Raw genomic sequence first — 24,125 nt, 5'->3', positions numbered from 1 at the left:
AATGAATGTTCTAAATCTTAATTTAGGTTTAGAATAATCTTAAATAATTGCCATGATGTCTTCTTCGCGCATCATTAAGTAGTCCTTACCATCTAATTTGATTTCAGAACCAGAGTATTTACCGTAAAGTACAGTATCACCAACTTTAACAGTTAAAGGCTCATCTTTTTTACCGTTACCAACTGCAACTATAGTTCCTTTGTGTTGCTTTTCTTGTGCTGTATCTGGAATGTATAAACCAGACGCTGTTTGTGTTTCGGCAGGAAGCGGTTCTACAAGAACACGATCTGCAAGTGGTTTAATGTTTAGTTTACTCATTGTATATATTTTTAGATTATTAAATTTTACTATCATCAATTAGCCAAAAATGTGCCAATGACATAGGACTGACAAACTTTCAGAAACAAAAAATGCCAACTGTAAAAGTTGGCATTTTAATATTTTTTATAGTGATAACTATTGTCCTATTGTAGTTGTATCTGCTGGAGTAGATGTGTTGTCTGTTGCAGGTGTTTCTGCAGGAGCAGGTAACTCGATGTTGTCATTTTCTAAAATTTTAGAGTCTGAAGTAACACCTTGTCTAGGTATTGCTAAACTAGATGTTAATATTAACACTAATAACGCAATTGCTAATGTCCAAGTACTTTTGTCTAAAAAGTCTGTTGTTTTCTTAACACCACCTAATTGTTGTGTGCCGCCACCACCAAAAGAAGAAGATAATCCGCCACCTTTTGGATTTTGTACCATAATTACAACTACTAAAAAGAAAGCTACTGCTATGATTAGTATTAAGAAGATTAAAAATGTATTCATTATATTATAATTTTATTCTTGTAATTGTTCTATTGCTTTAATTTGGTCTGCAAAGAAACCACTTTTTTCTGGATATTTCAAACTTAAAATTTTATAAGATTGAATTGCCTTCTTGTAATTTTTTTGTTCTACATAAATTCTTGCCAAAGTTTCGGTCATTAACGCTTCTGGTTGTATCATCCGATCTTTTGCAAGGTTTTGTTTTTTGCCACTAGTTTTAGCAGGTTCTAATTTAGGGTTGCTTGCTATAAACTTATCTATTAACTCAAATTTTTTGTCTCTGTCTGATTCTTGTTCAGGTTCAGATTCTAAAGTATTATTAGTTTCTTCTTCTATAAAAGTGTCTTCATTTCTTTCAATAGGATTAAAACTGGTTAGTTTAAGCCATTCGTTAAAACTATGTGTTTCAGTTTTATCAAATTCTAAAGGTTTACCTATATTTAAAACCTTTTCTGGTGTTTTTTCTTTTTGGTCTTCTGTTTCAACTTCGTCTTTATTAAACTTTGCTATTTCTTTAATTTCGATTTTAGGTTGAAATAATTCTGGATTAATAATTTCTTTTGTGGCTTTTATATGAGTATCTAAATCGTCATCAAAAGTCACGCTTTTATTAACCGAAATGTCTTCTGCAGTTACATCTAAATTGTTAATGTAAGCTGTATTTTGTTTGATGTAGTCTGAAATTTCGTTTTGATTAAAACTTTCTGAAGTTATAAAATCAAACAAGATGCTTCTGTCTGTTGTGTACGCTGCTGTTTGTTTTAAAGCTTGGTTGTACTTAAAGCTTTCTTTGTTTTTTAATCCTTTTAAATATACTGCTCTTGCTGATTGAAAATACGGAAACTCTTCTATAATGCCACTTAATGCATTGGTTTGCTCTTGGCTAACGGTTTGCGGTTGTTGTAAGATTTGTATAAAGTCTTTAGTGGTCATAGTTGTGTTTTTACCAATTGGCTAATGAGGCGTTGATGATATCTTGTGTTAATCGCTGAAAAATTTCTTCAAACGCTGTATCTTTTGTTGATCCGCTTAATAATTCGCTACCTGTATAATCGTAGAAGAAAGAAAAGCTTTTTTCAAAATTTTCTTCTTCGTTCAATTTGTTGTAAAATCTAACATTAACACCTATAGTTAATCGGTTTTGAGCAGCTGTACTGTTTGCAGTTGCTGTTGTTGGAGATATACGATACTGTGTGATTTCTCCTTCGTAAACTAAATCTCCGTTAGAGTTTACTAAACTAAGGCTACTTAAATTTAGGATTTGATCTTGCAGCGCTATTGTAAAATCTCTATCTAAACCTGGTTCTATAAGGTTGGCATTATTCTGAAAGTAATTAACTTGAAAGGTTTTTGCGTTAGTTTCGATACCCGTAAACGAGTAGATGCCACAACCAAAAAAGAGTAGTGGTAAAATAGCAACTAATATATTTTTGTATAATTTCATCTTAATTTTTTTTGAAAGTAACGCTTTTTTTATAAATCGTATTGTTTAATCTTTCTATATAATGTGCGTTCGCTTATGCCTAGCTCTTCTGCAGCAAGTTTACGTTTACCGTTGTGACGCTCTAAAGATTTTTTGATTAATTCTAATTCTTTGTCTTGAAGAGATAGTGTTTCTTCCTCTTCAATTTCTTCAGCAAAATGATATTTGTCTTCTGCACTTGATATTTTGCTTTCTGATGACTCAGGAATTGATAAAATTTCTAAATCATGTACTTGTTCTTCAAACTCGGCATCGCTTTCATTTTCACCATAGATTTTCTGAATAAGTCCTTCATTATCTTTTTGTACTTCTTTTGCGTTACCGTTTTTCATTAACTCCATGGTAAGCTTCTTTAAGTCATTTAAATCGGCTTTCATGTCAAAAAGAACTTTATATAATATTTCTCTTTCGCTACTAAAATCACTTTCAGATTTAGACTCATTAACTACAGCTGGTAGATTGCTAGCTCCAGATGGTAAATAAGTTTGTAACGTTTGCGCATTAATAGTACGATTTTGTTCCAAGACCGAGATTTGTTCTGCTACGTTGCGTAGTTGTCTAATGTTTCCGCTCCAGCGATATCTTAGTAGCATATTTACAGCATCATCTGTTAGCTTAACAGTTGGCATTTTATATTTTAATGCAAAGTCGCTAGCAAATTTCCTGAATAAAATATGAATGTCTTCTTGTCTATCTCTTAAAGGCGGTAAGTGAATGTCTACAGTGCTTAAACGATAATATAGGTCTTCTCTAAACTTTTCTTTTTTTATGGCTTCAAACATATTAACGTTTGTAGCAGCAACGATACGTACATTGGTTTTTTGTACCTTACTAGAACCTACTTTAATAAACTCGCCATTTTCTAAAACACGCAATAGACGCACTTGTGTAGTAAGCGGTAATTCTCCAACTTCATCTAAAAAAATGGTACCACCATCTGCAACTTCAAAATAACCACTACGTGTTTGTGTTGCACCGGTAAAGGCTCCTTTTTCGTGTCCAAAAAGCTCACTATCTATTGTGCCTTCTGGTATTGCACCGCAGTTTACAGCAATATATTTACCGTGTTTACGATGTGATAATTGATGTATTATTTTAGGAATACTTTCTTTACCAACACCACTTTCTCCGGTGACTAGTACAGAAATATCTGTTGGTGCTACTTGTATAGCTTTTTCTATAGCACGGTTTAAGCCTGCGCTATTACCTATAATCCCGAAACGTTGTTTTATTGATTGAATGGATTCCATATGAAAAGGAATTTAAGCGATTGGTTTAATTTAAATAATTGAAATTTTCGTTTATTGAAATTGAAAATTCAGGTCCGTAGTTGTACGAAATTTCTCTAGACTGAATTCTGTTTGCTGAGTTGTATTGTAAGTCAAAATTAAATGTTGTTCCGTCTACAGTAACACTATTCCAGTTTTTTGTAGAATGGAATTGAGCAATTAGTCCTCCAATTTCATCAGAATAATCGTCTGCTAAAAAGTTTAGTAGATAACTTTCGTCATAAACTACTTTTAAGGGATTTTCAAAATTATCATAAGCGTAAGTAGCACTATTGTTGCTTTCTCCAGAGCTTACGCTACTTATAATGTTACCTTCGCTGTTATAAGTTATATCTTCTGCTAGTATTGAAGCTCCGTTTTCAAAAGCTTCTTTTCTTATTAATTGGTCATTATTGTTTAATGTAAACTCTACAGTTATTGAAGAGCCAACTTCTGTTCTTGTAATAACGTTACCGTTGTAAGAGTAATTATAAACATGGTTTTCGTTGTAGCTTGGGTCTTCGTAATCGTAATAATTGTATTCTATTTGAGAAATGTTATTACCGCTGTAAGTAACAAAATATTCGTTTGTATTTTGACCAGATTCATTTACGCTAATATCACTAATTACTTGTCCGTTAGCGTTTCTTGTAATAGTTTGGTTTTCGGTTACAAATGGACTGTTATTTGCAGATAATTCTATAGAACTAGAAATTATAATATCGTTAGAAATATTAATATCACTATTAGTAATTGTGTTTATAGGGAATCCAAAAAATGAAAGGGATAAATCAATATCTAGCTCGTAAACAGATAGTGTTAAATCATCACTATTGCTATTGTTACCGTTGTTACCATTATTATTACCGTTGTTTTGGTTGTTGTCAAAATCTGTAAACCCATTATCTAAAGGTTCATTTTCGCAAGCAGTAAATAGGCTTAAAGATATAAGGATTAAAAGTAGTTTTTTCATATTTAGTTTTTATTAGTTGTTTTTAGATAACCCAAAAGCTTCACCTATTAATGTCGCTTTTGTACAATCTGTTACGTTTACGTTTACAAAGTCTCCAACTTTAAATTGACCCTTAGGGAATACACATACAATATTATGAGGTGTACGACCTGACCAATGTTGGTTAGATTTTTTAGATTCTTTTTCTATTAAAACTTCTACAGTAGTGTTTAAAAATTGCTTGGTTCTGTATTCGCTGTGTTTTAATTGTAATTCAATAATTTCAGCAAGGCGTCTACTTTTTACATCTTCAGGGACATCATCTTCTAATTTACGTTCAGCCAATGTGCCTGGTCTTTCAGAATAAGTAAACATGTAGCCAAAATTATATTTTACGTATTCCATCAAGCTTAAAGTATCTTGATGATCTTCTTCTGTTTCTGTAGGGAAACCAGCAATCATATCTTGGCTAATAGCGCAACCAGGAATAATCTCTCTTATATTATCTATTAAAGTGAAATATTCTTGTCGAGTGTGTAATCTATTCATTGCTTTTAAAATACGATCACTTCCGCTTTGTACTGGTAAATGTATATGATTACAAATATTATCATACTTAGCCATAGTTTTAATGACATCAATATGCATGTCTTGCGGATTAGATGTGCTAAAACGAATTCGCATTTTTGGTTGCGCTTCTGCACAAAGTTGTAATAACTTTGCAAAGTCTGTAGCTGTTGCTTTTTGTATATCACTAGCTTTATCAAAATCTTTTTTTAGTCCGCCGCCATACCAAAGGTAGCTGTCTACGTTTTGACCTAGTAAAGTGATTTCTTTATAGCCTTTTGCCCATAAGTCATTTACTTCTTCAATAATACTTTGAGGATCACGACTACGTTCTCTACCACGTGTAAATGGAACTACACAAAATGTACACATATTATCGCAACCACGTGTAATACTTACAAAAGCTGTTACACCATTGCTGTTTAAACGAACTGGTGAAATATCTCCGTATGTTTCTTCTTTTGATAGTATTACGTTTATTGCATCACGACCTTCTTCTACTTCACTAATAAGATTAGGTAAATCTTTATAAGCATCTGGACCAACAACAAGGTCTACTATTTTTTCTTCTTCTAAAAATTTACTTTTTAAACGTTCTGCCATGCAGCCTAAAACACCAACCTTCATTTTTGGGTTTATCTTTTTTACTGCATTATATTTTTCAAGGCGTTTTCTAACAGTTTGTTCTGCTTTATCACGTATAGAGCATGTGTTAACCAACACTAAATCGGCTTCCTCTAAATGCGGTGTTGTATTAAAACCTTCGTTTTGAAGTATTGAAGCTACAATCTCACTGTCGCTAAAATTCATAGAGCAACCATAGCTTTCTATAAAAAGCTTTTTGTTGTTTTCTGCTTTAGAAGGGATAACTAACGTTTCACCTTGTTTTTTTTCGTCTATTGTTTTTTCCATATATAATATTGAAATACTGCTACTCAATAAGCATGCAAAGGTACGATTAATTTAAAAATATGACAATCTGACAGCTAGTTAAATTATGGTAAAAATTATAAAATTAGGTAGATAAATTTTTTTTAATTTACCTTTGCACTCACAAAAATCAAAGAATGGCGAAGAATTTAGTAATAGTAGAGTCACCTGCAAAAGCAAAAACTATAGAGAAATTTTTAGGAAAAGATTTTAAAGTAGAATCTAGTTTTGGGCATATTGCAGACTTACCTTCAAAGGAACTTGGTGTTGATGTTGATGGCGATTTTGAGCCAAAATATCAAGTCTCTTCCGATAAAAAAGCGGTAGTAAAAAAATTAAAAGACTTAGCTAAAAAAGCCGAGACGGTTTGGTTAGCAAGTGATGAGGACCGAGAAGGAGAAGCTATTGCGTGGCATCTTGCTGAAACATTAGGTTTAGATAAAGAAAAAACTAAACGTATTGTGTTTCATGAGATTACTAAAACTGCCATTATGAAAGCGGTTGAAAACCCGCGTAAAATAGATTACGATTTAGTAGATGCGCAACAAGCAAGACGTGTTTTAGATAGAATTGTGGGTTACGAGCTTTCTCCAGTGTTATGGCGTAAAGTAAAAGGAGGTTTATCTGCTGGTCGTGTGCAATCTGTTTCTGTGCGTTTAATTGTAGAGCGTGAGCGTGAAATTCAAGAATTTCAACCAGAAGCATCTTACAGAATTGATGCTGAGTTTTCTAACGAAGAAGGACAGTCTTTTAAAGCAAAATTGCCTAAAACTTTTTCAACAAAAGAAGAAGCTTTAGCCTTTTTAGAAAAAAATGCGACTGCTAATTTTAAAGTTGCAGATTTAACAAAAAAACCTGCGAAAAAATCTCCAGCAGCTCCATTTACAACATCTACGCTACAACAGGAAGCATCACGTAAATTATACTTCTCAGTAAGTAAAACTATGACTATGGCACAACGTTTATACGAAGCCGGTTTAATTACTTATATGAGAACAGATAGTGTAAATTTATCTGACGAAGCAAGAAAAGGAGCAGAGAAAGAAATTGTAGATGCCTACGGTAAAGAATATAGTAAAGAAAGAAATTTTACAGGGAAAACTAAAGGTGCGCAAGAGGCTCACGAAGCGATACGACCTACAGATTTTTCAAGACATAGCGTTAATATTGATCGTGATCAAGCACGTTTATACGAATTGATTTGGAAGCGTGCAATTGCATCACAAATGAGTGAAGCGCAGCTAGAACGTACAAACGTTAAAATTGAGGCAGATACACATGACCAAACGTTTACAGCAAATGGAGAGGTAATTAAATTTGATGGTTTTCTTAAGGTGTACTTAGAAGGGACAGATGATGAAGATACAGAGCAAGACGGAATGTTGCCAGCAATGAAGGTAAACGAAACCTTATTAAATAAATATATTACCGCAACTCAACGTTATACACGTCCGCCTTACCGTTACACAGAAGCTTCGTTAGTTAAAAAGTTAGAAGAGTTAGGTATTGGTAGACCATCTACATATGCGCCAACAATTTCTACTATTCAAAATAGAAATTATATAGAAAAGGGAACGGTTGAAGGTGTAGAAAGAGAATACACGCAATTAACCTTAACAGAAGGAAAAGTTGAAGATAAAAAACTAACCGAAAAAGTTGGATCTGATAAAGGAAAATTAGTGCCAACAGATATTGGTATGATAGTTACCGACTTTTTGGTTAATCACTTTGAGAGTATTTTAGATTATAACTTTACAGCAAAAGTAGAAGACCAGTTTGATGATATAGCAGAAGGAAAAGAAGATTGGAAAAAGATGATGAAAACTTTTTACGATAAGTTTCATCCGGTAGTAGAAGATGTTAAAGAAAATGCAGATAGAGAATCAGGAGAGCGTATTTTAGGAGAAGACCCTAAAACAGGAAAGCAAGTTAGTGTGCGTTTAGGTAAATTTGGACCAATGGTACAAATGGGTACAGTAGATGATGAAGAAAAACCAACTTTTGCAAGTCTTGGACCGGATCAACAATTAAATACAATAACTTTTGAAGAAGCAATGGATCTGTTCAAGCTTCCAAAATCTTTAGGGAAGTATAAAGAGGAAGAAGTAGAGGTAAACAATGGTCGTTTTGGACCTTATGTTAAGTTTGGTAAAAAATATATTTCTCTTCCAGCAGGACAAGATCCTTTAAATGTCGAGTTAGATGAAGCAATAGAGTTAATTAAAGAAAGAGAAAAAGCAGATGCTCCAATCTATAATTATAAAGGTAAAGACGTAACAAAAGGTAAAGGACGTTTTGGACCGTTTATTAAATGGGACGGTATGTTTATTAACGTAAATAAAAAATACGATTGGGACAATTTAACTACAGAAGATATTGAAACGCTTATTGATGAGAAAATTCAAAAAGAAATAGATAAAGTAGTACATAATTGGGAAGATGAAGGTATACGTGTAGAAAAAGCACGTTGGGGCAGACACAATATAATTAAGGGCAAAACTAAAATAGAGTTAGCAAAAACAGTAGATGCAGCTGCGCTAACTTTAGAAGAGGTAAAAGATCTAATAGAAAAGAATGCACCTAAGAAAAAAGCATCAAAAAAGAAAACGACCAAGAAAAAAACAACAGCAAAAAAGAAATAATATATAATGAATTTTAACTTTCTTTCACCAGTACCAGATACAGTTTTAGCGCATAACCAATTACTAGCGCCACTTAGTCTAGGAAGAAAAATTAAAATTCACACTGAACAAGACGGGATTCCTGATTTAGATAATATTAATATTGTAATACTTGGAGTATTAGAAAATAGAAATGATATAAACTATATAGGAGAAGATTTTAATTTAAATGAAATTAGAAAATCGTTATACTCGCTCTTCCCAGGAAGTTGGTCAACCAACATAGCAGATTTAGGAGATATCCAAAAAGGTGAAAGCATAGAAGATACTTACTTTGCTTTAAAAGAAACACTTTCAATATTAATTCCAAAAAGAATCATACCTATAATAATAGGAGGAAGCCAAGATTTAACCTACGCTAATTATCGTGCATACGATAGTTTAATGCCAATGGTAAACGTGGTAAATGTAGATCGTGCTTTTGACTTAGGAGACTCTTCCAAACCAATAAAGAATAATAGCTTTGTAGGTAAAATTATTATAGATCAACCTTACAATTTATTTAACTACGCAACTGTAGGTTACCAAACCTATTTTAATAGTCAAGAAGAAATTGACTTAATGGAGCGACTTCATTTTGAGTCTTACAGATTAGGAGAAGTATCAAATGATATTACTTTGGTAGAACCTGTAATGAGAGATGCTAATATTGTATCTATAGATTTAGGAGTGTTAAAAGCAGCAGAAGTAAGTTTAAGGCAAAAAGTGTCTCCTAATGGATTAGATGGAAAAGAGATCTGTGCAGTATCAAGATATGCAGGTATAAGCAATAAGGTGAGTAGTTTTGGAATTTATGAATACAAACCATCTACAGATGATGAAATAACATCAATGCTTATCTCTCAGATGGTTTGGTATTTTATAGAAGGTGTAAATTGCAGAGTCCAAGATGATAACTTTGCAGATGATAAAAGTCATCAAAAATTTATTACCTTAGCTGACTCTCATGAGTTAATCTTTTATAAAAGCGTTAAAACTGGGCGATGGTGGATAGAAATTCCATTTTTATCAAATGTTAATAATAAATTAAAAAAGCATACGTTATTACCATGCACGCATCAAGATTATTTAGATGCCTGTAATGACAAAATACCAGATCGTTGGTTCAAAGCTTATTACAAGAATAGCGTTTAAGTGAGTGAAAAATCAGATTAAGTGTAAATTTATACCGTTCAAATGTTAAATTTTGACGATAAAACGTGATATTTTTACATTAAAAAGTTGTTTTTTAAAAAATATATAAATATGTTTACGCTCTTAAAATTTTAAGAGTATAAAATTAACCTCGAGTTTTCTATGAATATGAAGAAGTTTGTATTACTAACAGCGGTTTTCGCACTATTGGCAAGTTGTGGGTCTAAAGACAAAGGACAGCTAGTTGGTGTTAAAGGAAAAAAATGGCATCCAGAAAAGCCTTACGGTATGACCTTAATACCTGGTGGAGCCTTTATTATGGGTAAAGCCGACGATGATTTGGCTGGTATCCAAGATGCACCTGCTAAAACAGTTACTGTAGCATCTTACTATATGGATGAGACAGAAATCACTAATAGTGAGTATCGTCAATTCGTAGAATGGGTACGTGACTCAACAATTCGTACCAAATTAGCAATCTTAGCTGATGAGGTAGGAGAAACTCCTGGTAGTGGAGGAATAGGAGAATTTGCTTTCAAAGACGCTGATCCAGAAAATATGACTCCATATGAGCAATACATGTACGATAACTACAGTGGTTTAGGCGAAACTGGTTATGAAGGTAGAAAATTAAATCATGATGTAGATTTAATTTTTGATACAGCAGAATATCCTGATGAATATTACGTGGAAGTAATGGACACTATGTATCTTCCTTTAGAAGAATCTTACAACGGACAAAGAACTTGGGATGTAACTAAGTTTAAATTCCAGTATTCTTATATGGATATCGCAAAAGCTGCAAAAAATAAAAAATTAAGACGTAAAGACGTTATAGTAAAAGAAGAGGTAGAAATTTATCCTGATACAACTGTTTGGATTAGAGATTTTGCATACTCTTATAACGAGCCAATGCACAACGACTATTTTTGGCATGACGCATATAGCGATTACCCAGTAGTTGGTGTTTCTTGGCAACAAGCTAAAGCATTTTGTGAGTGGAGAACACTATACCATAATGCAGAAAGAAAAAGAAGAGGTAAACATTTTGTAGCTAGATATAGATTACCATCAGAAGCTCAGTGGGAATATGCTGCAAGAGGTGGTTTGCAAGCAGCTACTTACCCTTGGGGAGGACCTTACGCTAAAAACGACAGAGGTTGTTTTATGGCAAACTTCAAACCTTTAAGAGGAGACTATGCGGCTGACCAAGCATTATATACTGTTGAAGCAGATGCCTACGAGCCTAATGACTTCAACTTATATAATATGGCTGGTAATGTGTCAGAATGGGTAGATTCATCTTATGATCCAGGTTCTTATGAGTATGCATCAACTATCAACCCAAGTGTAAACGATCCTAACAATAAACGTAAAGTAGTTAGAGGTGGATCTTGGAAAGATGTAGCTTACTTTTTACAAGTAAGTTCTAGAGATTACGAATACGCAGACTCTGCAAGAAGTTACATTGGTTTTAGAACTGTTCAAGATTACATGGGTACAGATGTAACAGCCAATGCAAGAAAATAATAAACTAAACAACTTAACTAAATTATAATAACCTACACTAGTAGACAAAAAACTAAAACTTAGAAATTATGGCACAAAAAGGAAAACTTTCAACAATGAATATGGTCTATGGACTAGGAGCTGCAATCGTAATTATTGGAGCTTTATTCAAGATTCAACACTGGCCTTACGGTTCTTTAATCTTAACAATTGGTATGATTGTAGAAGCAATAGTATTTACTATTTCTGCATTTGAAAAATCTCAAGCAGAATTAGATTGGTCACTAGTATATCCAGAATTAGCAGGAGGAAAATCTACAGGTAAAAAAGCTGTAAAAGAAGATCCAAAAGAAGCAGAAGGATTATTATCTAAAAAATTAGATAACTTATTAAAAGAAGCTAAAATTGACGGAGAGTTAATGGCAAGCTTAGGAGAAAGTATTAAAAATTTCGAAGGTGCTGCAAAAGGAATTGCACCTACAGTAGATTCAGTTGCTGCAACAAAAAAGTATGGTGAAGAAATGACTTTAGCTGCTGCACAAATGGAGTCTTTAAATAGTCTTTATAAAGTACAAATGGAAGCTGCAACTCGCCAAGCATCAATTAACGAAGAAACTGTAGAAAACGCTGCAAAATTAAAAGAGCAAATGCAATCTTTAGCATCTAACTTATCTTCATTAAATGGAGTATATGGTGGAATGTTATCTGCAATGTCAAAAAACTAATTAGTAATTAGTTCAAATTTATTTATTAATTAAAAAAAACTAATTAGAAATGGCAGGAGGAAAATTATCTGCAAGGCAGAAAATGATTAACTTGATGTATTTAGTATTTATTGCAATGATTGCAATGACAATGTCAAAAGAAGTACTATCTGCATTTGGGTTAATGGATCAAAAATTTGATAGAGCTAACGAGTTAGCTGCAAATTCAAATGATGGTATTTTAAAGCAGTTAGAAACACAAGCTGATGAAAAACCTGAAGAATTTGCTGCAGCAAATGAAAAAGCAAAACAAATAAGTATAATCTCTGACGAATTTTATAAGTTTTTAGATGATGTAAAAGCTAAAGACATTGTAAAATTAGGAGGTTACGAAATGGAAGCAGGAGAGTTACCTTACGAAGAAATGGACAAAGGTGACAAACTTGACGAGCATTGGTTTACTGGAGACAGACTAACCAAAAGAGGTCAAGAGATTGTTGACAGAATAGAAAAGTATAAATCAGATATTAAAGCTGTTATCCCTAACGAAGGAAAGTGGCAACCTGTTATTACTAGCTTTGAAGAGCGTTTTAGTACAAACAAAGTTGAAAATAAAGATGGAAAAAAAGTTGATTGGTTAAACTATCACTTCCAAGGTTTTCCAGCTATCGCATCTTACACTAAGTTAACAGCTATGCAAAATGATGTAAAAGCTACAGAAACTAACATTTATAATGGGTTTTTAGGAAACTTAGTTAGTGATGCTACATCATTAAAAAATTATCAAGCAATTGTATTAGCAGATAAATCAGCGTTTTTCGCAGGTGAAAAATTCCAAGGACGTGTAGTTTTAGGAAAGTATGCTAATGTTGTACCAACAAAAATGACAGTTTCTGGTCAAGAAATAGATTTATCTAATGCAATTGACTCTACAGGAGCTGCTAGATTAGACTTTAACGTAGGTAATGTTGGTGAGCACGAAATTGATGGTAAATTTACTTTCTTAGAAGATGGTAAGCCATTAGAAATTGACATCAAAGGTAACTATGTTGTTGTGCCAAGACCTAACTCTGCTACTATATCTGCAGACAAAATGAATGTTGTTTACCGTGGTGTACCAAACCCAATGACAATTTCATTTGCTGGTGTGCCAGATAACAAAGTAAAAGCCTCAGGTAATGGATTATCTAAAACTTCAGGTGTTGGTAAATATGTTATGAGTCCAGGTGGAGGTAAAGAAGTAACTATTAATGTTACAGCTACCTTAGACGATGGTTCTTCAGCTAGAGATAGTAAAACATTTAGAATTAAAGATATTCCTAAGCCAACTGGTAAGATCGCAGGTATGTCTTCTGGTTCTTTACCAAGAAACAACGTAGAAATAGGTACTATTAAAGCAGAATTAGAAGACTTTGATTTTGATTTACCGTTAACAGTAACTGGTTTCAAATTTAAAGTTCCAGGTGAAGCTACAGTAAGAGTATCTGGTAATAAATTAAACGGACAAGCTAAAGCAGCGTTAAGAAAAGCTAAGCGTGGTGAAGCAATCCAAATATTTGACATTTCGTCAAAAGCTAATTCAAGCGTAAAAATTAAGCCGGCAACAGCTATCGTAATTGAGTTAGCAAACTAATCATAATTGATTAACATTTTAAAATTTTTCAGATGAATTATAAATCTTTATTAGCAATCGTATTCGGAGTAGTTTTTACTGCTCAAGTAAATGCACAAGCTAACATTCTTAATGCAAAAGATCCAGATCAAATTGGGTTTAGAACAGAAGAACAAAAAGCTTTAGATAACGACAAACCTTTAGAATACGGTTATGTTGATGATAGAGATATTATGTTTGCTAAAATGACTTGGGAAAAAGTGGTTTTAGATGAGCGTGTAAACTTTCCATTATACTATCCAGTAGATACAAATAATATTGGTAGTGATAGACGTTCTTTATTTGATGCATTAATGAAAGCTGTAGACGAAAATAAAATTGAAGACGTTTACACAGACTCTTATTTTACTTCAAAGAAGACTAAAAAAGAGATTGCTCAAATCAGAACATCTATTGATACAATGGATATTGGTTACGATCAGTTAAATGCAGATGGTTACGTAGATCCAGAATACATTATTAAAAGAACAATTTCAGCTTACAATGTATCTGCTTACTTAATCAAAGGATTATGGTACTTTGACAAGCGTCAAGGCGAATTAAAATATCGTATTCTTGCAATTGCACCAGCTGCTCCAGATGTTAACTTTATCGACTCTGACGATCCTGCTAACAACGAGCCAATTCCATTATTTTGGATTTTCTATCCAGATGCAAGAGATGTTTTACACGAAGCAAAAGCATTCAACACAAAAAACAGTGCTATGCCTTTTACTTTTGATCATATCTTAAATTCAAGACGTTTTAATGGTATTATCTACAAAGAAGAAAACGTTTATGGAGATAGAGAAGTAAAAGAATACATTGCAGAAAATGCTTTAATGCAACTTTTAGAATCTGAAAGAATTAAAGAAAAAATTAGAAACTTTGAGCTAGACATGTGGTCTTACTAATAAGTAACTAAATAATATTTAAAAACGCTCACTATTTTAGTGAGCGTTTTTTTATACCCTTTATTACCTTTGCATTATGGAAGTAGATTATATAATTGTTGGTTGCGGTTTGGCAGGAATAGCTTTTTGCGAGCAACTATATTCAAATCAAAAGTCATTTATTGTATTTGATGATCAAAGTCAGCAATCATCATTAGTTGCTGGCGGATTGTATAATCCGGTAGTTTTAAAACGATTCTCAAAAGTTTGGAAAAGTAAAGAGCAATTAGATTTGGCTATCCCAATCTATCAAAATATTGAAGATAGACTTGATGTAAAATTAGATTATAAAATACCTGTAAGAAGACGTTTTACTTCATTAGAAGAACAAAACAATTGGTTTGAAGCTTCAGATAAAGAAGGATTAAAACCATTTTTAAACACTAATTTAATTACTAATGAAAATGATGCAATTGATGCTGATTTTAAATTAGGCGAAGTTTTACAAACCGGAAAAATAGATACCAATACGTTAATTGATAACTATAAAATCTGGTTAAAAAGTTTAAATAGTTATTACCCTGAAACTTTTAACCATAATCAGTTAGAAGTAAAATCAACAGGTATACTTTATAAAACTATAAAAGCAAAACATATTGTCTTTGCCGAAGGTTTTGGATTAAAACAAAATCCATTTTTTAATTATCTACCGCTTAATGGAACAAAAGGCGAACTTCTAATTATAAAAGCCCCAAAATTAAAGTTGGATTACGTATTAAAATCTAGTGCATTTTTAATTCCTTTAAAAGAAGAAGATCAATACACTGTAGGTGCTACTTATGAGTGGACTGATAAAACTAATAATATTACCCAAAAAGCAAAAGAAGAGCTTTTAAATAAGCTTAAAACCTTTTTAAAATGCGATTTTGAAGTTGTAAATCAAGTGGCAGGAATAAGACCAACGGTTAAAGATAGAAGACCATTAGTTGGCGCTCATTCAGAATATAAAAATATGTTTGTGCTTAATGGTTTAGGAACAAGAGGTGTTATGATTGGACCTTACATTGCAAAACAGCTTTTTAATCACATTGAAAATGAAATACCTTTAGATGATGAGATTAATATTAGCAGATTTGCCGATACATAGTAGATAGTTGCGTTAGCGGTAGTAACGGCATCCTTTTTTTTATGGATCAATTGCGACTACGCTAGGTGATCCATAAAAAAAAGATATAGTGGATAACGCGACCTATATTCTAAACACTTTTAGGATAAAGGTAACGCCCAAAAATTAATTTTTTTTGGCTAATTTTTTATCGTAGCTCATAAAAATATTAATCCAAATATTTCTAGAAAGTCTTACTATTACAGGATAAAACACAATTAAAGCGCCAACAATAGCTATAAAAGCAGTCTTTAAAGACGACCCAATAAAAAGGTAGCTAATAACAAAAGCAGCAACACCAAAAGCAATACCAACTGCATAGCTAACATACATTGCACCGTAAAAGAACGATGGTTCTATTTTATATTTTGTATTGCAATTGCTACAACGCTCGTGCATGCTAAATAGTTTTGAAACATTGTACGGATTAGGATCTTCATACATTGATTCTTCTTGACATTTTGGGCATGCGCCAGTTATAATAGAGTATATTTTAGAGCCTTTTTTAAACATAATAATTGTGTACTTTTGCAATTGATTTTAAGAAACACAAATTTAAAGTTTCTTGGTAAAATTATAAGTAACAAAAGTCACAAATCTATGCTCAATATTCATAATTTATCTATTTCTTTTCAAGGTGAATATCTTTTTGAAGACATAACCTTCAAACTTAATGGTGGCGATAGGGTAGGACTTATAGGTAAAAACGGAGCAGGAAAATCTACAATGCTTAAAATTTTATCCAAAGAAATGGAGCCTGACTCTGGTCAAATAGCAACAGATAAGGATATAAAAATTGGATTTTTAAAACAAGATATAGACTTTGTTTTTGGTAGAACAGTATTAGAAGAATCTTATCAAGCTTTTGAAGAAATAAAATCGTTAGAAGCTAAGATGGAAACCATAAATACACAATTAGCTGAACGTACCGATTATGAAAGTGAAAGCTATCATGATTTAATGGTAGAGCTAAATGAAGTTCAACACCAATACGAAATTATTGGAGGTTACAACTATCAAGGTGATACCGAAAAAATATTACAAGGATTAGGATTTAAACGTGAAGATTTTAATAAACTCACCGATACATTTTCTGGTGGTTGGCGTATGCGTATTGAACTTGCGAAACTTCTACTACAAAACAATGATATTTTGTTATTGGATGAGCCAACAAATCACTTAGATATCGAGTCTATTATTTGGTTAGAAGGGTTTTTAAACAACTATTCTGGTGCAGTAGTTATAGTGTCTCACGATAAAATGTTTTTAGATAATGTGACCAATCGTACTATCGAAATTTCTTTAGGTAGAATTTACGATTACCCAAAACCATACAGTAAATATTTAGTCTTGCGAGATGAGATTAAAACACAACAATTAGCCGCTCAAAAAAATCAGCAAAAGCAAATAGAGCAAACCGAAAAGCTAATTGAAAAATTCCGTGCTAAAGCTAGTAAAGCAACTATGGCGCAGTCTTTAATCAAAAAGCTAGATCGCATGGATATTATTGAGGTTGATGAAGATGATAATAGTGTCATGACCTTAAATTTCCCTGTATCAGTAACGCCAGGTAAAGTTGTAGTAGAGGCTAACAGCGTATCTAAAAGCTACGGGAAAAAGCAAGTTTTAAGTAAAGTAGACTTGTTAATCGAAAGAGATGCTAAAACAGCTTTTGTTGGACAAAACGGACAAGGTAAATCTACGTTAGCTAAAATAATTGTTGGTGATCTTGAACACGATGGAAACCTAAAACTAGGTCATAACGTACAAATAGGCTACTTTGCCCAAAATCAAGCAGAGTATCTTGACGGAAGTAAAACTGTTTTAGATACCATGATAGATGCCGCAAACGAATCTAACCGTAGTAAAGTACGTGATATTTTAGGGTCGTTTTTATTTAGAGGCGAAGAAGTAGATAAATATGTGCGCGTACTTTCTGGAGGAGAACGTAACCGTCTAGCTTTAGCAAAACTAATGCTTCAGCCTTTTAACGTATTGGTGATGGATGAGCCCACAAATCACTTAGACATCAAATCTAAAAACGTACTAAAAGATGCCTTACAACGTTTTGAAGGTACTTTGATATTGGTGTCTCATGATAGAGATTTTCTGCAAGGATTGACCAATACAGTTTTCGAATTTAAAGATCAACACATCAAAGAATATTTAGGTGATATTGATTTTTATTTAGAACAACGTAATGTTGAAAATTTACGTGAAGTCGAAAAACGTACCGTAGAAAAAGAATCGCCAAAAGCAAGTAATAAGCAATCTTACGAAGACCAAAAGAAACTAAAATCTTTAAATAATAAGCTGAGTAATACAGAAGCTAAAATCAATCAATTAGAAAAAGAAATTAAAGAAATTGATGTAGAGTTAGCAACCAATTATGATGAAGTTATTGCGCAGCCAAACTTCTTTGATAACTACCAAGCAAAAAAAGATCAATTATCAGAACTTATGGAAACTTGGGAAGCTATTACCATTGAATTAGAATCACTTAGCTAGTTTCTTTTTAAGAAAGTTTTAAGAAAGTTACATCTATCTAAAAGCTAGTTTTGTAGTTTTAAGATTTATAACTTTCTAACCATGCGTAAAATTATACTTAGCATACTTGGTTTAGCTTTAATTGCAGTAGCTTATTTTGGAGCAAAAACACTAGTAAATAATAAGAACAAGCCAAAACCAGTAGTGCCTAAAGTGGTAAAAACTGTATTAACAGATACCGTTAAAAATACTACTGTTCCTATTGTTATTCAAGCCAACGGTAACTTAACAGCTAAGCAAAGAGTTGAGTTGTACTCAGAAGTGCAAGGTATTTTTAAAACAGGCAACAAGTTATTTAAACCAGGACAAAAGTATAACCGAGGAGAAACTTTAATTCGTATTGATGCCTCAGAATATTATGCTAGCGTACAATCTGCAAAAAGTAATTTATATAATAGCATAGCTGCAATTATGCCAGATTTACGTTTAGATTTTCCAAATGTTTTCCCAAAGTGGCAATCGTATTTAAATGGTTTTGATTTAAACAAAACAACACCAAAACTTCCAGAAATTTCAAATGAAAAAGAAAATTATTTCATCACCGGAAGAGGTATTGTTAGTGCCTATTACAACGTTAAAAACTTAGAGCAACGGTTAGCAAAATATCGCATTACTGCACCGTTTTCAGGAATTTTAACCGAAGCTTTAGTAACCGAAGGTACCTTGGTACGTAATGGACAAAAATTAGGGGAGTTTATTAATCCTTCTGTTTACGAGATGGAAGTTGCAGTAAGTAAATCTTTTGCAAGTGTTTTAAAAGAAGGTGAAAACGTTAGTCTTTCTAACTTAGAAAAAACTGAAAACTATACAGGAACAGTGTCTCGTGTAAATGGTAATATTGATGCGACTACACAAACCATAACTGTGTTTATAGAAGTAAAACATCCAGATTTAAAAGAAGGCATGTATCTAGAAGCAAATTTAGATGCAGAGAAAGTAGACAATGCTATAGAAATAGACAGAAACTTGCTTTTAGATAGTCAAGAAATTTATGTAGTTAAAGATAGTTTGTTAGATGTGATGCCTGCAAAACCAGTGCATTTTTCCGAAACAAAAGTAATTTTAAAAGACGTGCCAAATGGTACAATCATATTACGTAAACCAGTACCTAGTGCTTATGCAGGTATGCGTGTAAAATCATCAAGTAGTACTACAGCAACAACTAAAGATTCAATTAAATAATGAAAAAGATAATTGAATATTTTATAAGGTATCACGTTGCAGTAAACATTTTTATTATAGCCTTTATTGTATTTGGTATACTTGGTATTTTATCATTAAAATCGTCATTTTTCCCGTTAACCGAATCCAAAATTATCAATGTAGCTATTACTTATCCAGGTGCATCACCACAAGAAATAGAAGAAGGTATTGTACTTCAAATTGAAGATAATTTAAAAGGCTTAAAAGGTGTAGACCGTGTGACTTCGGTATCTAGAGAAAATAGCGGATCAATTACTGTTGAAATTGAAAAAGGCGAAAGTCTTGACTTTATGCTTTTAGAAGTTAAAAATGCAGTAGATAGAGTACCGTCTTTCCCCACAGGAATGGAACCTTTGGTGGTTTCTAAACAAGAAGCGGTAAGAGAAACTATTTCTTTCGCTTTAAGCGGAAACAACGTGCCATTAGTTACTTTAAAACAATTAGCGCGTCAAGTAGAAACCGATCTACGTGCATTAGAAGGTATATCGCAAATTGAAATCTCCGGTTTTCCTGAAGAAGAAATTGAAATAGCAGTAAACGAGCTTGATTTATTAGCCTATAATTTAACTTTTAACGAAGTCGCTCAAGCGGTTAGTAACGCCAATATTTTAGTCACTGGTGGAAACGTAAAAACAGAAGCCGAAGAATATTTAATTAGAGCTAATAACCGTGAGTATTACGGTAAAGAACTGTCTAATATCGTTGTTAGAGCATCTGCAGATGGTAAAGTTATTAGATTAAAAGATGTAGCAATAATAAGAGATCGTTTTTCAGAAACACCAAATGCAACGTATTTTAATCAAGATTTAGCAGTTAATGTAACAATTACAAGTACTAATAATGAAGATTTAATTTCTTCAGCAGATAAAGTAAAAGCCTACATAGAAGATTATAATCAAAAGTATGATAACGTTAGATTGAATGTTATTAGAGATTTATCAATTACATTAAATCAACGTACAGAATTACTAGTAGAAAATGCAGTTGTAGGTATGATTTTAGTGCTAGTATTTTTATCTGTTTTCTTAAATACAAGATTAGCACTTTGGGTAGCTTTTGGGTTACCAATTTCGTTTTTTGGGATGTTTGCTTTTGCAGGTCAGTTTGATGTAACCATAAATGTATTGTCTCTCTTTGGGATGATTATCGTAATTGGTATTTTGGTAGATGATGGTATTGTAATTGCCGAAAACATCTATCAACATTACGAAAAAGGAAAAAAACCTATCCAAGCAGCAATAGATGGAACGCTAGAAGTGATTCCGCCAGTAGTTTCAGCAATAGCAACAACACTTTTAGCGTTTTCATTATTCTTCTTTTTAGAAAGTCGTATTGGCGAATTTTTTAGCGAAGTATCCGTTATTGTTATTCTCACGCTAGTAGTTTCTTTAGTAGAAGCATTAATAATCCTACCTGCTCATTTAGCACATTCTAAAGCATTAAGAATAAAAAAGGAAGAGCTACACGCTAAACAATCTAAAGGTTTTTTTGCTGTAATGCGAGGTATTAATAAAGCAGGAGATAACTTTATGGCATACTTAAGGGATAAAGTATATACACCAGTTTTAAAGTTTGTATTAAGTTATAAGGTGTTGTCATTAGGTATTTTTGTGTCTTTATTAGTGATTACTTTTGGATCTATTGGTGGCGGAATTATAAAAACATCATTCTTCCCAAGAATAGCAAGTGACTCTGCAAATATCGAGTTGGTAATGCCAGCAGGAACTAACGTAAAGATTACAGATTCTATCATTTCTATGATAGAAGAAAAGTCGTTTATTGTTAATCAAGAGCTTACAGAAAAATATTTAAAAGGTACAGGTAAGCAATTGTTCGAAAACACAATAGTTAATATTAGTAGTAGCTCTAGCGCAACTTTAAGAATTAATTTATTACCAGGTGAAGAACGTCCTGACGAAATTCAATCTTTTTTAGTAACTAATAGGTTAGAAGAATTAGTTGGACCTGTAATAGGAACAGAACGACTAATTTATGGTTCTGGAGGAAATTTTGGCGGTAGTCCAGTTTCAGTATCATTATTGAGTAATAATATTGAAGAGCTCAAAGCATCAAAACAAGAGCTTAAAAAGTATTTAGAATCTAATCCTTTACTTAAAGATATAGGAGATAATGATCCTGCAGGAATTAAAGAAATCAGACTACAACTTAAAGATAACGCCTATTTACTTGGTCTAGATTTAAGAACAGTAATGTCTCAGGTAAGAGCTGGGTTTTTTGGTGCGCAAGCACAACGTTTTCAACGTGGACAAGACGAGATTAGAGTTTGGGTACGTTACGATAAAAACAACAGAAGCTCAATCAATGATCTAGACGCTATGCGTATTGTAACACCAACCGGCGAGCGTGTTACTTTAAAAGACATTGCAGAATATGATATTGTTCGTGGTGACGTGGCAATTAACCATTTAGAAGGAAAGCGCGAAATACAAGTCTATGCAGATTTAAAAGATCCTAGTACAAGTCCAAATGATATTTTGGATGATATAAAAGATAGTTTTATACCAAATTTACAGTCAAAATATCCAACAATTAATGCTTCTTTTGAAGGTCAAAATAGAGAGTTTAGTAAACTAGGAAGATCTTTAAAAGCAGCAGGAATACCTATATTACTGCTAATTTACATTACAATAGCTTTCACTTTTAGAAGTTATTCTCAACCATTATTGCTATTGCTTTTAATACCTTTTAGTTTAACAGCAGTAGCTTGGGGACATTGGATCTCTGGTTTTCCTGTAAATATTTTATCGCTTTTAGGGATTATCGCTTTAATAGGAATTATGGTTAATGACGGTTTGGTCTTGATTGGTAAATTTAATAGTAATTTAAAAGAAGGAATGCCATTTGAAATCGCATTATCTGAAGCTGGTAAATCACGTTTTAGAGCCATATTCTTAACCTCTTTAACGACTATTGCTGGTTTAGCACCTTTACTTTTAGAAAAAAGTAGGCAAGCGCAATTTTTAAAGCCTATGGCAATTTCAATTTCTTATGGTATTGGTTATGCCACAATATTAACATTACTAGTACTGCCTCTATTTTTATCGTTTAGCAATACAATTAAACAAAAAGGGAAATGGTTAGCAACAGGTAATAATGTAACCAAAGAAGAAGTAGAACGTGCAATAATAGAAAAACATGAAACAGATGAAGAAGAGTAATTTTGCATTTTTAATAAGCATTTCTATTATGTTTTGCATCAATAATTTGAATGCACAACAAATGTTGACTAAAGAGGAAGCAGTAAAATTAGCTTTAGATAATAATTACGATATAAAGATTGCCAATAATAATGTTCAAGTTGCCGAAAATAACACAAGTGTTTTAAACTCTGGATATTTACCGACAGTAACAGGTACTGCTGGAGCAACTTATAATTTAGATAATACAGAAGCAGAATTTTCTAACGGAAATTCAACCGTTTTAAACGGAGCAGAAAGTAACAGGTATAATGCAGGTGTAAGTTTAAATTATACCATTTTTGATGGTTTAGGAAGGCATTATAATTACAAGCGGCTAAAAGAACAGTATCAATTAAGTGAATTGCAAGCAAGAGAAACTATTGAGAATACAATTGTACAGTTGTTTTCTGTGTATTACAATGTGGCTCAACTCTCAGAAAATTTAGAAACTTTAGATCAAACACTTTTAGTAACAAAAGATAGGTTAGTTAGAGCAGAATATCAATTTGATTACGGACAAAATACTAAACTAGAAGTACTTAATGCAGAAGTAGATATAAATACAGATAGTATTAATATCATAAACACAAAACAAGATTTAAAAATAGCAAAACGAGATTTAAAGCTGGTTTTAGGCGAAACGTTTACCGAAGATTTTAACGTAGAAACAGAAGTTGATTTTTTACTTCAGTTTAAAAAAGATAGCCTATTTGAAAAGGCAAAACAGCGTAATGTAGCTTTACTTCAAACAGAAAAAAATATAGCTATTAGTCAGTTAGATATTAAATCAGGTAAATCTGCATATTTGCCAACCTTAGGATTAACAGGTAGTTATGGTTGGAATAAAAACAATAACAACGCAGCTTCTTTTGTAACTGTATCTACAAACACTGGGTTGTCTGGCGGACTTAATTTAAGCTGGAATTTATTTGATGGCGGAGCAACTATAACGCGTGTAAGAAATGCAAAAGTAAATTTAGAAACACAGCAACTTCAAAAAGAAAATATTTTATTATCAATCCAAAGAGATTTTGATAATGCTTGGGACGATTATATGAATAAATTGGAGATATATAATATCCAAGAAAAAAACATCATCACTGCCCAAAATAACTTTGATCGTACACAAGAAAAATTTAAAATAGGACAAGTTAATTCTATCGAATTTAGACAAGCACAACTTAATTTATTAAATACAGAATTAAGCAGAAATCAAGCTAAATATGCCGCAAAATTAGCCGAATTACAATTACTTCAAATTAGTGGCGAATTACTAAATGTTGAATTTTAGTAAAATGCTGTTTAACAGTGTTTTTAGTCGATAAACGTAGAATATAGTGTTTAGCTTCAAGTAAATATCCGATGAAATGCGTCTTTTTCCGAAATGAATGTTAAAATTTCATGCATTTAATCGAAAGAATTTGT

General features: G+C 32.5%; 19 protein-coding genes. 11 read left to right on the top strand and 8 right to left on the bottom strand.

All coding sequences use genetic code 11. The features are described 5' to 3' along the window. Positions 1-39: 39 nt before the first annotated feature. From groES to miaB, 7 genes are all read right to left on the bottom strand, one after another. Positions 40-318, bottom strand: a complete 279-nt coding sequence (groES, locus tag ACEQT4_RS08640) for a co-chaperone GroES (protein WP_027880529.1) — start codon at positions 316-318, stop codon at positions 40-42. Positions 319-456: 138 nt separating this feature from the next. Beyond that, on the bottom strand, positions 457-813 hold the full coding sequence (gene secG / locus ACEQT4_RS08635; RefSeq protein WP_027880530.1) for a preprotein translocase subunit SecG: 357 nt from the start codon (positions 811-813) through the stop codon (positions 457-459). A 12-nt stretch (positions 814-825) separates the two neighbouring features. After that, positions 826-1,746, bottom strand: coding sequence for a hypothetical protein (locus ACEQT4_RS08630; protein ID WP_370227018.1), 921 nt, complete (start codon positions 1,744-1,746; stop codon positions 826-828). Positions 1,747-1,756: 10 nt separating this feature from the next. Then, positions 1,757-2,257, bottom strand: coding sequence for an LptE family protein (locus tag ACEQT4_RS08625; RefSeq protein WP_370227016.1), 501 nt, complete (start codon positions 2,255-2,257; stop codon positions 1,757-1,759). Between the two features lie 29 nt (positions 2,258-2,286). Further along, the gene (locus tag ACEQT4_RS08620) at positions 2,287-3,546 is read right to left on the bottom strand and encodes a sigma-54 interaction domain-containing protein (protein WP_370227014.1); all 1,260 of its coding nucleotides are present in this window, start codon (positions 3,544-3,546) and stop codon (positions 2,287-2,289) included. Between the two features lie 25 nt (positions 3,547-3,571). Further along, positions 3,572-4,537, bottom strand: a complete 966-nt coding sequence (locus ACEQT4_RS08615; RefSeq protein WP_370227013.1) for a hypothetical protein — start codon at positions 4,535-4,537, stop codon at positions 3,572-3,574. A 12-nt stretch (positions 4,538-4,549) separates the two neighbouring features. Next, positions 4,550-5,995, bottom strand: a complete 1,446-nt coding sequence (gene miaB / locus ACEQT4_RS08610) for a tRNA (N6-isopentenyl adenosine(37)-C2)-methylthiotransferase MiaB (RefSeq protein WP_370227012.1) — start codon at positions 5,993-5,995, stop codon at positions 4,550-4,552. A 155-nt stretch (positions 5,996-6,150) separates the two neighbouring features. On the opposite strand from miaB, the gene topA reads away from it, so the two are divergent. The 7 genes from topA (at position 6,151) to ACEQT4_RS08575 (ending at position 15,732) form a co-directional block, all read left to right on the top strand. Beyond that, a complete protein-coding gene (topA, locus tag ACEQT4_RS08605) occupies positions 6,151-8,655 on the top strand; it encodes a type I DNA topoisomerase (protein ID WP_370227010.1) in 2,505 nt (834 codons plus the stop codon). A 6-nt stretch (positions 8,656-8,661) separates the two neighbouring features. After that, positions 8,662-9,828, top strand: coding sequence for a formimidoylglutamase (locus ACEQT4_RS08600; protein ID WP_370227009.1), 1,167 nt, complete (start codon positions 8,662-8,664; stop codon positions 9,826-9,828). Between the two features lie 162 nt (positions 9,829-9,990). Further along, complete coding sequence (gldK, locus tag ACEQT4_RS08595) at positions 9,991-11,358, top strand: gliding motility lipoprotein GldK (RefSeq protein ID WP_106676546.1); 1,368 nt, start codon at positions 9,991-9,993, stop codon at positions 11,356-11,358. 68 nt (positions 11,359-11,426) lie between these two features. Continuing rightward, on the top strand, positions 11,427-12,062 hold the full coding sequence (gene gldL, locus ACEQT4_RS08590; RefSeq protein WP_027880539.1) for a gliding motility protein GldL: 636 nt from the start codon (positions 11,427-11,429) through the stop codon (positions 12,060-12,062). 49 nt (positions 12,063-12,111) lie between these two features. Next, positions 12,112-13,674 carry a gliding motility protein GldM gene (gldM, locus tag ACEQT4_RS08585; protein ID WP_027880540.1) on the top strand — a complete coding sequence of 521 codons (1,563 nt, stop codon included), beginning with the start codon at positions 12,112-12,114 and terminating at the stop codon, positions 13,672-13,674. A gap of 32 nt (positions 13,675-13,706) precedes the next feature. Next, positions 13,707-14,606 (top strand): gliding motility protein GldN, encoded by a 900-nt coding sequence (gene gldN, locus ACEQT4_RS08580; protein ID WP_027880541.1) that lies wholly within the window; start codon positions 13,707-13,709, stop codon positions 14,604-14,606. Positions 14,607-14,682: 76 nt separating this feature from the next. Then, on the top strand, positions 14,683-15,732 hold the full coding sequence (locus ACEQT4_RS08575; RefSeq protein ID WP_370227007.1) for an NAD(P)/FAD-dependent oxidoreductase: 1,050 nt from the start codon (positions 14,683-14,685) through the stop codon (positions 15,730-15,732). A gap of 144 nt (positions 15,733-15,876) precedes the next feature. Here the strand turns inward: ACEQT4_RS08575 and ACEQT4_RS08570 are convergent, their stop codons facing one another. Further along, complete coding sequence (locus ACEQT4_RS08570; protein ID WP_027880543.1) at positions 15,877-16,263, bottom strand: DUF983 domain-containing protein; 387 nt, start codon at positions 16,261-16,263, stop codon at positions 15,877-15,879. 87 nt (positions 16,264-16,350) lie between these two features. Here ACEQT4_RS08570 and ACEQT4_RS08565 point away from each other — a divergent pair, with 87 nt between their 5' ends. The 4 genes from ACEQT4_RS08565 to ACEQT4_RS08550 all read left to right on the top strand — a co-directional run bounded on the left by ACEQT4_RS08565 (position 16,351) and on the right by ACEQT4_RS08550 (position 23,991). Further along, positions 16,351-18,258 (top strand): ABC-F family ATP-binding cassette domain-containing protein, encoded by a 1,908-nt coding sequence (locus ACEQT4_RS08565; RefSeq protein WP_027880544.1) that lies wholly within the window; start codon positions 16,351-16,353, stop codon positions 18,256-18,258. Positions 18,259-18,339: 81 nt separating this feature from the next. Further along, positions 18,340-19,479 (top strand): efflux RND transporter periplasmic adaptor subunit, encoded by a 1,140-nt coding sequence (locus ACEQT4_RS08560; RefSeq protein WP_370227006.1) that lies wholly within the window; start codon positions 18,340-18,342, stop codon positions 19,477-19,479. Continuing rightward, positions 19,479-22,679 carry an efflux RND transporter permease subunit gene (locus ACEQT4_RS08555; protein WP_370227004.1) on the top strand — a complete coding sequence of 1,067 codons (3,201 nt, stop codon included), beginning with the start codon at positions 19,479-19,481 and terminating at the stop codon, positions 22,677-22,679. Before ACEQT4_RS08560 ends, ACEQT4_RS08555 begins: the two co-directional genes overlap by 1 nt. After that, on the top strand, positions 22,666-23,991 hold the full coding sequence (locus tag ACEQT4_RS08550) for a TolC family protein (protein ID WP_370227003.1): 1,326 nt from the start codon (positions 22,666-22,668) through the stop codon (positions 23,989-23,991). Before ACEQT4_RS08555 ends, ACEQT4_RS08550 begins: the two co-directional genes overlap by 14 nt. The last annotated feature ends 134 nt before the right edge of the window (positions 23,992-24,125 follow it).

The sequence above is a fragment of the Mesoflavibacter sp. genome (assembly GCF_964226795.1).
Classification (GTDB): domain Bacteria; phylum Bacteroidota; class Bacteroidia; order Flavobacteriales; family Flavobacteriaceae; genus Mesoflavibacter; species Mesoflavibacter zeaxanthinifaciens.
Note: the sequence above shows the minus strand (reverse complement) of the source record. Positions and strands in the feature narration are given on the sequence as shown.